The organism is Psychroflexus planctonicus (genome assembly GCF_014640195.1).
GTDB classification, from domain to species: domain Bacteria; phylum Bacteroidota; class Bacteroidia; order Flavobacteriales; family Flavobacteriaceae; genus Psychroflexus; species Psychroflexus planctonicus.
On the sequence record NZ_BMGM01000003.1, the window covers coordinates 81,324 to 96,478 of the forward strand.

Consider the following 15,155-nt stretch of genomic DNA (forward strand, 5'->3'; position numbering starts at 1 on the left):
TTGTATACTTTTATCCAATCAATAACCAACTGATGAAATATACGTTTTTCTGGATTTTTATAAGTGGAATTTTTCTGCAAAGTTATGGGCAAGAATATGTGACTAATTGGTATAATGACGATTCAGGTTTACCTCAAAACTCTGTAAAAAACATTGCAAAAGATGATGATGGCTTTATTTGGTTTGCTACTGAATCTGGACTGGTAAGATACAATGGCCAAAACTTTAAAACCTATTCTAAAATTGAAGGACTGGACAACCAAAGAATGGAATACTTTTTTAGAGATAAGGATACGCTATTTGTTAGAACTTCTAAAAATGAAATACTATACATCAAAAACCTTAATCCACATTTATACAGCTCTTATCAAGATGAAAAACGTACAAATTTTGATGAAATAAGCGATATTTCTTTTATTGAAAAGAAATATAAATCTAACCAAGAAACAAATTTAGTTTATCATCAGTTTGAAGAAAGAGACGAAAAAATTGCTTCAACTAAAACAGATTTTTTTCTACTTGACAAAAATGAAGAGGTAATAAAGTCATTTAAGACTGATACATTTAAAGATTTTAGAGCTTCATATATCAGTGATAACAATTGGTATATTGTGACTAAAAAAGAAGTTTTAAAGTTCGATTTTGAGAATTTAGATTTCAATAAAGTATATGCCCCAGATTCATTAGATGTTCAAAAAACCTATTACAATCAAGCTCACGAACAAGTATTTATAGTAGATCAAAACAAAATATACAAAGTACATAATGAGCAAGATAATTTTTATTTACTTCAATTACATAACAAGATTGATATCAAAGATAAGTTTATTACCTGCATGTTTTATGATGAAGAATATCCATCCTTATATACAGGAAGTTGGGCATTGGGTTTAGGCATTTCAAAAAGAAATAAGTTTACCACTATTCAAGTTAAAAAAGACAGGTATAAAAATTTAGTTTATGCATTTTATCCCACTACAAGCGATACCATTTACACTCCAACTGGAGTGGTTATTCATGATAAAGAAATTATTCAAGAAAACTCGATTGAACATCGTGATTTAATCAAACAATTTTTTCCTAGAGATCAAGATGGATATTTTTACGCAGCTAATGGAAGAGATATTTTTAAACTCAAGTTGGATTCTAAAAGCTTAAGCTTCTCAGAAAAGAAATTTATAAAATTTAAAAATGACATTGGAGCACTGTATATTACTGATAAAAATGAACTGTATTTTAGTTCAAAAACTTTTGGCAACAATAGCAATACATATTTATTTAAAACTCAAGATTTAAATAAAAAGCAAACTAATTTAGATACGGTTTTAAAATTCAACCATCAAATTCTTTTTATAAAAGAAAGTTTAGAAAAAGATAATTTATGGCTAGGTACAGACAATGGTGTTTATGTTTATGATAAAAGCACACAAGACGTATCCCAAATTAAAGGAACTCAAAACACACGAGTTAGATCTATTAATGAAAAAGAAAATTACGTTTGGTTTGCAAGTTACGACAATGGCTTTTCGCATTACAACAAACAAAATGATCAGCTAACTCAATTTCCATTTGATCAGCAATCCCGTTTAAGAACGGTACATCATGTTATAGAAGATGATTTTAATCAAGTTTGGATGCCCACTAACAAGGGCTTGTTTAAAGCCAACAAAGAACAACTTTTTGAGTATGCAAACAATAAAACTGGTCAGGTAAACTATTATGTATTCGACAGAAAAGATGGTTTAGTTACTAATGAGTTTAATGGTGGTTGCTATCCTTGTAATTATAAAGATAAATACGGAAATGTATATTTGCCATCTTTAAATGGTTTAGTTACATTTAATCCTAAAGCATTTTCAAATTACTATAAAGAAAATGAAAAAGTATATTTAGATGAAATTATAATAGACGGCAAATCTTATCCGCCAACAGAAAATTTTTCAATTCCAAGAAATTTTAAAACACTAGAAGTTAGAGTTGATGCACTTTCGTTTAATAAGTTGCCTTTTATTAATTTCACATCCCCTTTAGCTCCAAACCTATCCGAATATTCATCAGTTACAGAAGGAAAACTCATCTTTACTACTTTACCTTACGGTATTCACCAATTGAATTTTAGTTTGGGTTCTAATGAAAAAGACATCCAAACTATCTTAACTCTTGAAGTTGAAAGAGATTGGTACGAAACGAATTGGTTTCGTTTTATAGTATTCCTTTTCGTAGCTTTATTCGTATTTGTTAATATTAAACTTATATTGATAAGGGAAGAAAAAAGAAGCAACCAATTAAAAAGAATTATAAATGAAAAAACAAAGCAATTACAATCTACCATACAAGATTTAAGATCATCTCAAGACCACTTTAAAACTCAATTAGAAAGTCAAAAGAAAATTGTAGCTTCCATTTCGCATGACATAAAAAGTCCTCTGCAGTATTTAGCTTACGGAATCCAATTTCTTGATGAAAATTTAAAAAAGAAAAATCTGGACAATGAAGTGTATGAAAATATAGATGCACCTAGCTCATCTGTTGATAAACTACAAGAGTTTACTCAAAATATTTTAGACTTTTCTAAAGCGATGATTCAAAGTGATGCTAAATCTACGGAAAAGATAAATGTTAGGACTTTAGTTGAAGAAAAAGCTGGCTTATTTGAACAAATGTGTAAAGCAAAGAAAATTAACTTAGAAATAATTAGTAAGCAAGAAGTAAACTTTGTAATAAATAAAAATCTATTTGCCGTTATTTTACACAATATCTTAGATAATGCCATAAAAAACACCTACAATGGTTTTGTAAAAATTAAACTTCAGAAAATAGGAAAACAACTTTTATTAAAAATAACTGATTCCGGCGCAGGAATGAATCAAGAAACCTTAGAAAGATACAGAAAGATTTTTGATGAAAAAAACCAGATACTAAATGTATCTGGTTCTGGATTAGGTTTATATATTGTTTCTGAAACGGCTAGATTAATGGAAGCTGAAATAGAAATTGAAAGTAAAAAAGGTTTTGGGACAAGCTTTTTTATGAAGCTTAAGTAAAGTACATTAAACTAAACTACTCAATTTCTTGCTCTTCAATTAATGTGCGGTACTTATCGATTAATTCAACTGAATTTTCTGCACTAAATTTCTCCATTACTCTTTTCTTATAGGTACTAACAGTAGAAGTCTTTAATTCTAATTCCCTAGAAATTTCTAGGTTTCCATAGCCATCAGACATTAGGGATATTATTTCAAGTTCCCTTGCAGAAAGCGCATCTAATGTACCGTTGCACTTACTATTAATCTTCTTTTTTAAATCTTCACTGATGTAATCTTTTCCGGAATTAATAACCTGGATAGCATTTAAAACTTCTTCAACTGCCTCGTGCTTACTTAAAAAACCATTTACGCCTAGTTTCATAAAACGTTGCCCATATTGATCTTCATTAAGACCGGAAAACATTAAAATTTTAGTAGAAGTATTTTTTAATTTTATGGTTTTTACTAAGTCTATACTACTACCTCCAGGCATTTTAATGTCTACAATGGCAAAATCCAAGCTATTAGCTTCTACTATTTTTTGGGCATCTTTAACGCTTTTGGCTTGAAATATATTTAAACTCGGAAACTTACTTTTAATTACATTAATTGTTCCCATTCTTACAATGCCGTGATCATCGGCGACTAACAAATTTTTCATATGGATGTATTGATTTTTCAAAAGTAATTAAAAATCTGATTGTTAAAGACATTATGTTAAATTAATTTACTTAAAGTCAAATAATTACTACAAAATTTGTTCAGCGTGCGCTTTTGTTTTAACTTTTTTAATAACATCTTCAATTTTTCCATCTTCATTAATTACAAATGTGGTTCTATGAATTCCATCGTATTCTTTACCCATAAACTTTTTGGGACCCCAAACCTCAAAAGCATTAATTACTTCTTTGCTTTCATCAGCAATTAAAGGAAAAGGCAATTCATATTTATTTCTAAAATTTTGTTGTTTTTTTGGTGAATCTGCACTTACTCCTAAAATTTCATATCCTTCAGATTGAAATTTTTTCCAATTGTCACGTAAATTACAAGCTTCTGCGGTACAGCCTGGTGTACTGGCTTTCGGATAAAAGAAAACCACAAGTTTTTTACCCTTATAGTCTGCTAAAGTATGTGTATTTCCATCTTGATCCTGTCCTGAGAAATTTGGAGCCTTATCTCCTACTTCAATTGTTGTCATATTGTTTATTTTTGAACTAAAATAGAAAATATGAAAAAAAGTGAGCGAGTTGAATTCGTTATAAATACGTTAAATGAATTGTACCCAAAAATCCCAATTCCTTTAGATCATAAAGATCCGTACACATTATTAATCGCCGTTTTAATGTCTGCTCAAAGTACCGATGTAAAAGTGAATCAAATTACACCCATACTTTTTGCTAGAGCAGATAATCCGTATGATATGATTAAACTTTCAGTTGAAGAAATCCGGGAAATTATTAAGCCTGTAGGATTGTCGCCTATGAAAGCAAAAGGAATTTATGGCTTATCCCATATTTTAATCGATAAACACAACGGAATGGTTCCTGCCAATTTTGAAGCGCTTGAAGAATTACCTGCGGTGGGACATAAAACGGCAAGTGTAGTAATGGCTCAAGCTTTTGGAGTTCCTGCTTTTCCCGTAGACACTCACATTCATAGATTAATGTATCGATGGAACCTATCTACTGGAAAAAATGTACAACAAACCGAAAAAGATGCAAAACGACTATTTCCTCGAGAAAAATGGAATGATTTGCACTTACAAATAATATGGTACGGAAGAGAATACTCTCCTGCTCGGGCTTGGAATTTAGAAAAAGACATTATTACCAAGACTATTGGAAGAAAATCGGTTATTGATGAGTATTACAAAAAATACAATGCAAAACAAAAAACCAACTAAAATTTGTTTCCAAATTTCAGCTGGTTTTCAAATAAATGAAAATAAAAACAACTAATTAATCAACATTTCTACTGTTAAACCTTTACACTGTTGAATATGTAAAGCTTTAGAATAGTTCAAAATAAAATCTTTGGTTTTTTTGCTTGGCAATTTTTCTGATTTTGGTTTTGTATTGTTTGAGTAAATTTTTTCCATGTGTTGTATTCTGATTTCTAATACAACGCTAAATGTGTACACTTATTTTATTCCTTAGTTAAAATAATATTTTTTTCATCAACAAGTTTGCGTAAGTTTATTAAAGCGTAACGCATTCTGCCTAAGGCTGTATTAATGCTTACATCGGTTTGTTCCGCGATTTCTTTAAAGCTCATTTCCTTATAAATCCGCATTTCTAAAACTTGAATTTGATCTTCAGGCAATTCCTTTATCAAATTGACCAAGCTGCTTTCAATTTGCTCTTTAATAATTTCAGCTTCTTTATTTAAACTACCGTCTTCTATAACCGAAAAAATATCAAACTCACCAGAATTATCAAACTTGGGCATGCGTTTGTTTTTTCTAAAGTGATCGATAATTAAATTGTGTGCAATACGCATTACCCAAGGCAGGAACTTACCTTCTTCGTTATATTTTTTGAGTTTTAAATTACGTATTACCTTAATAAAGGTTTCTTGAAAAATATCATTGGTGATATCGTAGTCAAATACTTTGGAATAGATGAAATTAAAAATACGCTGCTCATGGCGATTGATTAATACTTCTAATGAGTATTCATCTCCAGCAATATATTTTTTAACAAAAAAAGAATCGGGCTTTTCAAAAGTCTTAGGCATAATTATTACATTTCAATTTGTAAAATTTAAATACAAAATGGGTTTAAGTAATAATTTACAATAGGCTTTCTTTTAAATTAGAGTGCTAATATATAAATTGATTCGGATACACTCATAAAATCATAAAAATTTTAACATAAAAGCTTAAATTGATGGCGGTTTGCTTCTATTACAACTTAAAAACTTAATGCATTCCAAAATATTAATTTTTCATTAAGTTATAATGAACTTTTACAGGTCTATTTTCAATCAACTTATTCTTAAATTTGCAGCTTATTCAAAATTATGCCTACTACTCCATTTCAGGATTTAAGTCCTAAGGATTTCATATTAATTAAAGGTGCAAAACTGCACAATTTAAAAGACATTAATGTAGCCATTCCCCGAAACAAGTTGGTGGTCATTACGGGCTTATCGGGTTCAGGGAAATCTTCTTTGGCTTTCGATACCTTGTACGCCGAAGGTCAACGCCGCTATGTAGAAAGTCTTTCGGCTTACGCCAGGCAATTTTTAGGAAGGTTAGACAAACCAAAAGTAGATTACATCAAAGGCATCGCTCCCGCCATTGCCATCGAGCAAAAAGTAAATTCCACCAATCCGCGTTCCACCGTAGGAACTTCAACCGAGATTTACGATTATTTGAAATTGCTTTTTGCTAGAATAGGAAAAACCTACTCTCCTATTTCAGAAAATGAAGTTAAAAAAAATACGGTTACCGATGTCATCAATCACGTAAAAAGCCTTGACGAAAAAACCAAATTATTGCTTTTAGCGCCTGTTGAAGTGAAAGAAAACCGAACTTTCGAAAAAACCATTCAACTGCTACATCAGCAAGGTTTCAGCCGAATTCACATAAAAGATGAAGTCATTCGAATGGACGATTTGGATTTCAAAAAACACAATCCTACTCAATTTGAAATCGTTGTCGACCGAATTGTGGTTAAGCACGAAGAAGATTTTTACAACCGATTGGCAGATGCGGTGCAAAATGCATTTTTTGAAGGCAAAGGCGAAATTTATTTGGCAAATGTAAAAGCCAAATCCCGAATGCATTTCAGCAATAAATTTGAGTTGGACGGAATGCCGTTTTTAGAACCAAATATTCATTTGTTTAGTTTCAATAATCCGTACGGCGCTTGCCCTACTTGCGAAGGTTATGGCGACGTAATCGGGCTTGATGAAGATTTGGTAATACCCAACACCGGCTTAAGCATTTATGAAGAAGCCATTTATCCTTGGCGTGGCGAAAAATTGAAATGGTACAAAGACCAACTGATTGAAAAGGCCGATATGTTCGATTTTCCCATTCACCGACCTTATTTTCAACTAACTCAAAATCAAAAAGATTTGCTTTGGGAAGGAAATCGATATTTCACAGGTTTAAATGAATTTTTTGAAGAATTGGAATCCAAGGCTTATAAAATTCAAAATCGGGTGTTGCTCTCTCGCTATCGCGGAAAAACCCGCTGCAAAACTTGTAAAGGAAAACGACTAAGAAAGGAAGCCGACTATGTAAAAATCAATGGACATAGCATTTCTGATTTAGTCGATTTGCCCATCAATAAACTCATTCCTGTTTTTGAAAATTTAGAATTAGACGAACATGACGCGCATGTTGCCAAACGTTTGTTGAAGGAAATCAATAACCGACTTTCCTTTTTGTACCAAGTAGGTTTGGGATATTTAACCTTGAACAGAAAATCAAATTCTCTTTCGGGTGGTGAGTCGCAACGCATTAATTTAGCTACTTCGTTGGGAAGTAGTTTGGTAGGTTCCATGTATATTTTAGACGAACCTTCCATTGGATTGCATTCCAAAGACAACGAACGCTTAATCAAGGTTTTGAAGCATTTACGCGATTTGGGAAACACTGTAATTGTGGTAGAACACGACGAAGAAATCATGCAAGCCGCAGACCACATCATCGATATTGGTCCAGAAGCGGGAACGCATGGCGGTGAAGTGGTTGCAGAAGGAAATTTAGCTGAAATTAAAAAATCCAAAAGCTTAACCGCCAAATACATCAATGGTGATTTAGCGATTGAAGTTCCCAAAAAAAGAAGAAAAAGCACGCGTTTTGTTGAAATAAAAGGTGCGCGAGTAAATAACCTACAAAATATTGATGTAAAAATCCCGATGGGAATCATGACTTGCATCACGGGAGTTTCAGGAAGTGGAAAAAGTACGTTGGTGAAAAATCTGCTATATCCCATCATGATGAAGCATACTGGTAACTATGGAATTAAAATCGGTCAACACGATTCGTATTCAGGTAAATACGACCATATTGCCAATGTAGAATACATCGACCAAAACCCAATTGGGAAATCTTCACGGTCTAATCCGGTGACCTACATCAAAGCTTATGACGAAATTAGGGCCTTATTTGCCAAACAAAAACTTTCTAAAATCAGGCATTTTCAAGCCAAGCATTTCAGTTTTAATGTAGATGCGGGTCGCTGTGAAAACTGCCAAGGCGAAGGCGAAGTAACCATCGAAATGCAGTTTATGGCGGATGTACATTTAGAATGTGAAGTGTGCAAAGGTCAACGTTTTCAAAAAGAAGTTTTGGAAGTGCAATTTGAAGGCAAATCCATTTTTGATGTCTTGGAACTTACGGTTGATGATGCCATAGATTTCTTCACCAAACACCTTCAAAAAAAGTTAGTTGATAAACTACAACCGCTTCAAGATGTAGGTTTGGGTTATGTAAAATTAGGACAAAGTTCGTCTACGCTTTCGGGTGGTGAAGCACAACGTATCAAATTGGCTTCCTTTTTAACCAAGGCAAATTCAGCTCAAAAAACCCTGTTTATTTTTGATGAACCTACTACAGGCTTGCATTTTCACGATATTCAAAAATTACTGACTTCCTTTGATGCTTTATTGGAAAAAGGACATGCTTTAGTGGTTATCGAACATAATTTAGATTTGATTAAATGCGCAGATTACATCATCGATTTAGGCCCAGAAGGCGGTGAGAACGGTGGAAAAATTGTTGCTGAAGGAACACCAGACGAAGTGGTAAAAGTAAAAGATTCGTATACGGCACAATTTCTTTCATCTAAACTTATCTAAAATAATTGGCAAGATTATTGGTACTAAAATTCAAACTTAGATGATGAAATTTCTAACTACTTTCGTTTTACTTTTCAGCTTTTCAACATTACATGCTCAGAAAATTATAAGTGTAGACTACGAATCTAGAGCTGATGTAAAAGTGTTTGTCGTTGATTATGAATCGCAAGCCGATTTGTTGGTATATAAAGTCGATTATGAAAGCAGAGCCGGCAAAAACAACGGATTGTGGTTTTTTGTTGAATACGAATCCCAAGCAGATAAGAAAATATTTTTTGTGGATTATGAATCGCAAGCCGACTTAAAAATTTATTTTGTGGACTATGAATCAAGAGCTGATTGGAAAAATAAAAAGAAAAAAGACTTAATGTACTAGATTGAAGAATAATTAAACCAACCATCCAAAAAACTTAACTCAAAACAAACTATTTACCAATTTCATGTCCAAACCTCTAGAAAAAACACAAAGTCCTAAAGAAGAATTGTACAACACAATAAGTCATGCCATTGCTATTCCATTTGGAATTTTTAGCATGATATATTTATGGATGAATTGCGTTGAGAATCGCTTTATTGCTTACTTAGGAATTTTGCTTTATGGCATTTCATTTATCCTATTATTTACTGCGTCTACCTTATATCATGTGGTTAAAAAGCCCAGTTTAAAAAAGAAATTTCGCATCTTAGATCATATTTCTATTTTTCTCTTAATTGCGGGAACGTACAGTCCCGTAGTTTTAATTGTTTTAGAAGAAAGTAAAGGTTGGCTAATTTTTATCTTAGTTTGGAGCGTTGCTCTTTTAGGAACTTTATTGAAGTTGTTTTTCACTGGAAAATTCGAAAAAATTTCTTTAATACTTTACATGATTATGGGCTGGTTAGTAGTCATCGATTTTAATAATTTAATTGAAAAGGCTTCCGCTGAAACCCTAATCTACCTTGGCTTAGGTGGTTTATTTTATACTATTGGAGCCTATTTTTATGCCAATAATAAAATTCCGTTTAATCATGTAATTTGGCATATCTTTGTTTTAGTTGCTGCATTATTTCATTTTTTTATGGTAGCTGAAATTATCACATAAGCATCAAAATATAATTCAAATGAAAAATTTAAGAATTCTATTATTAATATTTGTTGCTACTTTGCTTTCCACTCAATTTTCTTGTGCACAATGAGGAAGCAAGAAAGTGGAAGGCAACAAACAAGTAATTGAAGAAACAAGAACACTTTCAGGATATACGGAAATTGAAATTTCTGGAAATTTTGAAGTTGAATTAGTTCAAGGCATTGCTGGAAAAATTAATATCATGGCGGAAAGCAATATGCTCGAACATATTGTTACAGAAGTTCAAAAAGGAAGCTTAAGAATAGAAGTTGCCAAGAAAATGAATTTGAAGCCAAATGAACAAATCAAAATTACAGTTCCTTTTGAAGAGCTTGAAGAAATTGTTATGTCTGGCTCAGGAAATTTACATTCAAAAAAACCAATCGAAGCTAGAAAATTTGAAGTAAAAAAATCAGGTTCTGGAAATATGTATTTATCAATTGATGCTTCTCGCTCTTTAGCTATTACCAAATCGGGATCTGGAAATATAGAAGTAGATGGTAAGACTAAAAAGCTCAGTTTAATTAGTTCTGGATCAGGGGATTTCAAGAATGAAAAATTTGTAGCAGATCAAGTTGACATAAAATTATCGGGTTCTGGTCAAATCTACCTTACCTGTAAAGATGAACTTTCAGAAAAAGTATCTGGTTCTGGAAATGTAAAATATAAAGGAAATCCCAGCAAAAAAGATATCAAAACATCAGGTTCAGGAAAAGTGGAAAAATTATAGTTTCAACAGATTCCCTTTGCTTTTAAAAATTACAAATCGAGAAAACAACTCTTCTGAGTACCAGTCTATTTTTCTCGTTTTTTTAATAGCTTCAACATGTTCTCTACTTTGGTAAGCAAAAGCATTTAAATCTTCAGTAGAATTCCATATGCTAAAAGTAGCCATTTCTGTAAAAGGAACTTCGCCAAAACCTTTGGTATATAACAAGCCTTTGGCATTTAAGAGTGGTTTTTGAGAAGTAGGCACGAACTTCCAAAACGTACGTAATTTGCTAAATTTAATGCTTGCTCGTGTAATGACAGCTAATTTTCCAGATTCAATTTCATTCGGCTTGGTAGATTCAAACGGGTTTTTTCCTGACCATTCTCCCCTAGCCTGAATATTCTTTAAATATAAAATATGTTGAAATTCAGAATGCTTAGCATATTTTTTGAAAAGTGTACTTTGATTTATGAAATTTTCGGCCTGTTCTTCACTTTCCCAAACTTGTAACAAGGCATAAACAGACCAATCTGGAAACGGATTAAAATTTTCTTTGCCGCTACCTAGCAACTTATAAAAACTACATCCATCTGCTTTTTGTAAAGCAGAATGTGCAAACTGCATCATTCCAAAAGCCCAAATTTTTGATGTCAGTTTGGAATACTTGAAAATACTTAATGTGGTAACTTGTTTCATGAAAAGCAAAAATAGTCTTAGCAATTTGTTTAAAAGCTTTACTAATGGTTAAATATTCTTTAGAAATGCGAAGTGAGTAAAAAAGTCAAGTCATTTTCACTAAAGCCAAATCATTAGTTTATTTTTGCGGCATGAGTAAAAGCAACCGAAGAAGAAAAGTGTTCGAAGACGTAGCAGTTATAGACGCTGGAGCAAAAGGAAAAGCCGTTGGCAAAGCACCTGAAGGTCAAGTTATTTTTATAGATAATGCCGTTCCTGGCGACGTGGTAGATGTACAAACCTACAAAAAGCGAAAAGGCTACTTTCAAGCCAAAGCTACAGAATTCAAAAAATTATCTGATAAAAGAACCAATCCAGTTTGTCAGCATTTTGGAGTTTGTGGAGGCTGCAAATGGCAAAACATGGCTTATGAACACCAATTGTTCTACAAAGAAAAAGAAGTTTTAGAAAATTTAAAACGAATTGGTAAAGTTGAAATTGAAAATACCAAGCCAATTCTTGCAGCTCCCGAGCCTTATTTTTATAGAAATAAAATGGAATTTTCTTTTAGCAACCAACGCTGGTTAACCCAAGATGAAATAGATTCTGAAAAAGATATTTCTGATAAAAATGCTTTGGGATTTCATATTCCAGGCATGTGGGATAAAATTTTAGATGTTAAGAAATGTCATTTGCAAGCAGACCCAAGTAATGCTATTCGGAATGAAATAAAGGAGTTTGCAACAGCAAATAACATGGACTTTTTTAACCCTAAGAAACAAGAAGGTTTACTAAGAACCTTGATGATTCGTACTGCTTCAACAGGGCAAATAATGGTTCTAATTCAGTTTTTTAAAGAAGATAAAACAAAACGCGAGTTATTATTGAATCATATTCAACAAGAATTTCCACAAATTACTTCTTTGCAATACGTAATCAATTCAAAAGCCAACGATACCATATACGATCAAGATGTAATTTGCTTTGCTGGAAAACCCTTTATTTTTCAAGAAATGGAAGGCCTAAAGTTCAAAATTAACGCAAAATCCTTTTACCAAACCAATTCTGAACAAGCCTTTGAATTATACAAACTAACTCGAGAATTAGCCTATTTAAAAGGAGATGAATTAGTTTACGATTTGTATACAGGAACAGGAACAATAGCTCAATTTGTTGCTAAAAAAGCAAAACATGTGGTAGGAATTGAAGCCGTTCCAGAAGCTATTGAAGATGCAAAGGCCAACGCCAAAAACAATAATATAGAAAATGTAAGTTTTTTTGCAGGCGACATGAAAAAGATGTTTACTGCAGAATTTATTGATAAAAATGGCGCACCCGATGTAATAATCACCGATCCACCTCGAGATGGTATGCACAAAGATGTAGTTGATCAAATATTACAGGTTATGCCGAAACGAATTGTTTATGTTAGTTGTAATTCTGCTACTCAAGCACGCGATTTGCAGTTGTTAAGTTCAAATTATAACATCAAAGTATCTCAAGCTGTAGATATGTTTCCTCAAACACATCATGTTGAAAATGTGGTTTGTTTAGAAAAGAAAGTCTAAATGAAAAGTAAACTATTTTATACATTATTGATTGTTTCCTTCCTTTTTTTGGGTTGTGAACGAGATGATATTTGTTCTGAAGCTTTTCAAGTAACACCAAAATTAATTATTGAATTTTACGACATAAACGATCAAGAAGACCCCAAAAATGTGGCTGATTTAAGCATTTTTGCTATTGGAAGTGAAGACACCATAAGTTTTGGAAATACAAACCGAATTGAAATACCACTCCAAACAAACCAAGAATCTACTCGTTATGCTTTTGTGAGACAAGCAACAAGCGAAGATTTTATTAACTTAGATGAAATTAATTTTACTTATGTAACCCAAGACATTTATGTAAATCGAGCTTGTGGATATAAAACTGAATTTTTAGATTTTCAAGCCGTTCGGATTATTGAAGATAATCCAGAGAATAACTGGATGAGAAGCCTAAATGTTCAACAAACTTTTATAAATGAAGATCAAGATGAACCGCATCTTTTTATTTTTCATTAGTTGTTTTTTTTGTTGCTCTAGCTTAATTGCACAGCAAGAACAAGAACAAGAACAAGAAACAAAAAAAAGAGATAGCATTTTTTATAAAGAACGTTATGGCTTAATGTTAGGCACAGACCTATATAAACTTTCGCGAAATTTTTATGATGATGATTATACTGGTTTTGAAATAAATGGAGATTTTAGATTTACTAAAAAGTTGTGGTTTTCTGGTGAAATAGGTTTTGAAGAAACCAGTTTTGAAGAAGTGTATATAGATAATAGTACTTCTGGAAGTTATATTAAATTAGGTGGAATCTATAATTTTTATGACAACTGGTTGGGAATGGATAATATTCTTTTTGGTGGGTTTAGAGTTGGTTTTTCAACATTTTCTCAAGACTTAAACAGCTATAGAATTACAGTAAGAGATAATTATTTTGAACCTGACATAAGAGAAATAAGTAGAAGTTTTTCTAATTTAAATGCCGTGTGGACAGAGTTTCAAGGCGGTATACGCGTAGAAGTTCTAAAAAATTTATTCTTAGGTGCGCACGTTCAACTTAAAGTTATGGTTTCTCAATCTGAACTTTCTAATTTTGAAAACTTGTACGTACCAGGTTTCAACAGAACTTATACTGATTCTAGAATTGGCGCAGGTTTTGGTTACTCCATCAGGTATTTAATTCCAATTTTTTCAAAACAACGGGCTCAAGCTGTAGATTATTAGCGCATTGTTTTTACTAAAAATTCTTTCAGTAAACCTTCATTAGAAAATTTTCCAGTATCTACACCTTTACTTTTTAAATCTAATTCTTTAAGATGTGCTAAAATTAGACTCACTTTTTTCATGGGGTAAAATTTAGCAGCTTTTACATAGTCTTTGATAAAAAAATTCGGAACGCCTAATTCTCTAGAAACATTGGGATTAGATTTATCACTTAAAGAGTGGTAAATCATAAGTTTGTTGAAGAAATTAAACAATTGATAAATACTGAGAATCAAGGGATTGTTTTTAGCATTTTGTGTAAAATAATCTGCAATTTGCTGTGCTTTAACTTCATCTCGATGTACTATAGCATTGATTAACTCGAAGTTGTTGAAGTCTTTACTAATGCCAATATTTTCTTCTACTGCATCAGGAGTAATTCTGCTTCCTAAGGGTAGAATTTGCATTAATTTTTCTAATTCTTTATTCAATTTAGACAAGTCTGCTCCAATAAAATCTACTAACATTTTTGAAGCTTTTGTGTCTATACTGTATTGTTTCTTTGCTAAAAAATCTGGAATCCATTCCAAAACTTGATTTTCGTAAATATTAGCAGTTTGGTAATACACACCGGTTTTTTTAATTTGCTTTACAGCAGCTTTTCTGGCATCAGGTTTTTTGTATTTACAACAAAAAACAAGTATGGTAGATGGCTGGGGTTGCTTAGCATAACTTTCTAAAGCATCTAAACTTCGCAGTAATGCTTGCGCTTCCCTAACAATAATTACTTGATGTTCTGCCATCATCGGAAAACGTTTAGCAGCACCAACAACATCATCCATAGTTACATCTTTGCCGTATAAAATTTGTTGATTAAACCCCTTTTCTTCATCATTTAGAACATTGTTTTCAATATAGTCTGCAATTTGATCTACAAAAAAAGTTTCCTTCTCTCCTATCAAAAAATAAATAGGCGCATATTTTTTCTGTGCTAAATCAGATAGTATTTTTTGTGCTGCTTTCATGAATTAGTTCGGAATTTAGATGAATATTTAAAGTTTTTCGTTT

Annotated in this window: 15 protein-coding genes; 9 read left to right on the plus strand and 6 right to left on the minus strand. The window is 32.1% G+C overall.

Annotation, left to right across the window (positions count from 1 at the left end; all coding sequences use genetic code 11):
- Window positions 1-32 precede the first annotated feature (32 nt).
- Window positions 33-3,044, plus strand: coding sequence for a sensor histidine kinase (locus tag IEV72_RS03980; protein WP_188457801.1), 3,012 nt, complete (start codon window positions 33-35; stop codon window positions 3,042-3,044).
- Between the two features lie 16 nt (window positions 3,045-3,060).
- Here IEV72_RS03980 and IEV72_RS03985 read toward each other — a convergent pair whose 3' ends face one another.
- The gene (locus tag IEV72_RS03985) at window positions 3,061-3,687 is read right to left on the minus strand and encodes a response regulator (RefSeq protein WP_188457802.1); all 627 of its coding nucleotides are present in this window, start codon (window positions 3,685-3,687) and stop codon (window positions 3,061-3,063) included.
- 87 nt (window positions 3,688-3,774) lie between these two features.
- Window positions 3,775-4,224 carry a thioredoxin-dependent thiol peroxidase gene (gene bcp, locus IEV72_RS03990; protein ID WP_188457803.1) on the minus strand — a complete coding sequence of 150 codons (450 nt, stop codon included), beginning with the start codon at window positions 4,222-4,224 and terminating at the stop codon, window positions 3,775-3,777.
- Between the two features lie 30 nt (window positions 4,225-4,254).
- On the opposite strand from bcp, the gene IEV72_RS03995 reads away from it, so the two are divergent.
- Entirely contained in the window at window positions 4,255-4,929 is a 675-nt protein-coding gene (locus IEV72_RS03995) for an endonuclease III domain-containing protein (protein WP_188457804.1), read from the plus strand.
- Between the two features lie 51 nt (window positions 4,930-4,980).
- Here the strand turns inward: IEV72_RS03995 and IEV72_RS13615 are convergent, their stop codons facing one another.
- Window positions 4,981-5,124 (minus strand): hypothetical protein, encoded by a 144-nt coding sequence (locus IEV72_RS13615; protein ID WP_194428396.1) that lies wholly within the window; start codon window positions 5,122-5,124, stop codon window positions 4,981-4,983.
- Window positions 5,125-5,171: 47 nt separating this feature from the next.
- A complete protein-coding gene (locus IEV72_RS04000) occupies window positions 5,172-5,762 on the minus strand; it encodes an RNA polymerase sigma factor (RefSeq protein ID WP_188457805.1) in 591 nt (196 codons plus the stop codon).
- Window positions 5,763-6,047: 285 nt separating this feature from the next.
- Here IEV72_RS04000 and uvrA point away from each other — a divergent pair, with 285 nt between their 5' ends.
- The 4 genes from uvrA to IEV72_RS04020 all read left to right on the plus strand — a co-directional run bounded on the left by uvrA (window position 6,048) and on the right by IEV72_RS04020 (window position 10,676).
- Window positions 6,048-8,840, plus strand: a complete 2,793-nt coding sequence (gene uvrA, locus IEV72_RS04005; RefSeq protein WP_188457806.1) for an excinuclease ABC subunit UvrA — start codon at window positions 6,048-6,050, stop codon at window positions 8,838-8,840.
- A gap of 40 nt (window positions 8,841-8,880) precedes the next feature.
- Window positions 8,881-9,216 (plus strand): 7(1) septoil knot domain-containing protein, encoded by a 336-nt coding sequence (locus tag IEV72_RS04010; RefSeq protein WP_308420154.1) that lies wholly within the window; start codon window positions 8,881-8,883, stop codon window positions 9,214-9,216.
- A 64-nt stretch (window positions 9,217-9,280) separates the two neighbouring features.
- Complete coding sequence (gene trhA / locus IEV72_RS04015) at window positions 9,281-9,922, plus strand: PAQR family membrane homeostasis protein TrhA (protein WP_188457807.1); 642 nt, start codon at window positions 9,281-9,283, stop codon at window positions 9,920-9,922.
- Between the two features lie 106 nt (window positions 9,923-10,028).
- Entirely contained in the window at window positions 10,029-10,676 is a 648-nt protein-coding gene (locus tag IEV72_RS04020) for a head GIN domain-containing protein (RefSeq protein WP_188457808.1), read from the plus strand.
- Here IEV72_RS04020 and IEV72_RS04025 read toward each other — a convergent pair.
- Window positions 10,671-11,354, minus strand: a complete 684-nt coding sequence (locus IEV72_RS04025; protein WP_188457809.1) for a DUF3291 domain-containing protein — start codon at window positions 11,352-11,354, stop codon at window positions 10,671-10,673. The genes IEV72_RS04020 and IEV72_RS04025 overlap by 6 nt on opposite strands.
- Window positions 11,355-11,485: 131 nt before the next feature.
- Here IEV72_RS04025 and rlmD point away from each other — a divergent pair, with 131 nt between their 5' ends.
- From rlmD to IEV72_RS04040, 3 genes are read left to right on the plus strand one after another with little or no spacing between them, the layout of a single operon-like run.
- On the plus strand, window positions 11,486-12,901 hold the full coding sequence (gene rlmD, locus IEV72_RS04030) for a 23S rRNA (uracil(1939)-C(5))-methyltransferase RlmD (protein WP_188457810.1): 1,416 nt from the start codon (window positions 11,486-11,488) through the stop codon (window positions 12,899-12,901).
- Entirely contained in the window at window positions 12,902-13,399 is a 498-nt protein-coding gene (locus IEV72_RS04035; RefSeq protein WP_188457811.1) for a DUF6452 family protein, read from the plus strand.
- Window positions 13,359-14,108 (plus strand): DUF6048 family protein, encoded by a 750-nt coding sequence (locus tag IEV72_RS04040; protein ID WP_188457812.1) that lies wholly within the window; start codon window positions 13,359-13,361, stop codon window positions 14,106-14,108. The genes IEV72_RS04035 and IEV72_RS04040 overlap by 41 nt, the downstream gene beginning before the upstream one ends.
- Here IEV72_RS04040 and holA read toward each other — a convergent pair.
- Window positions 14,105-15,112, minus strand: coding sequence for a DNA polymerase III subunit delta (holA, locus tag IEV72_RS04045; RefSeq protein ID WP_188457813.1), 1,008 nt, complete (start codon window positions 15,110-15,112; stop codon window positions 14,105-14,107). The genes IEV72_RS04040 and holA overlap by 4 nt on opposite strands.
- Between the last annotated feature and the right edge of the window lie 43 nt (window positions 15,113-15,155).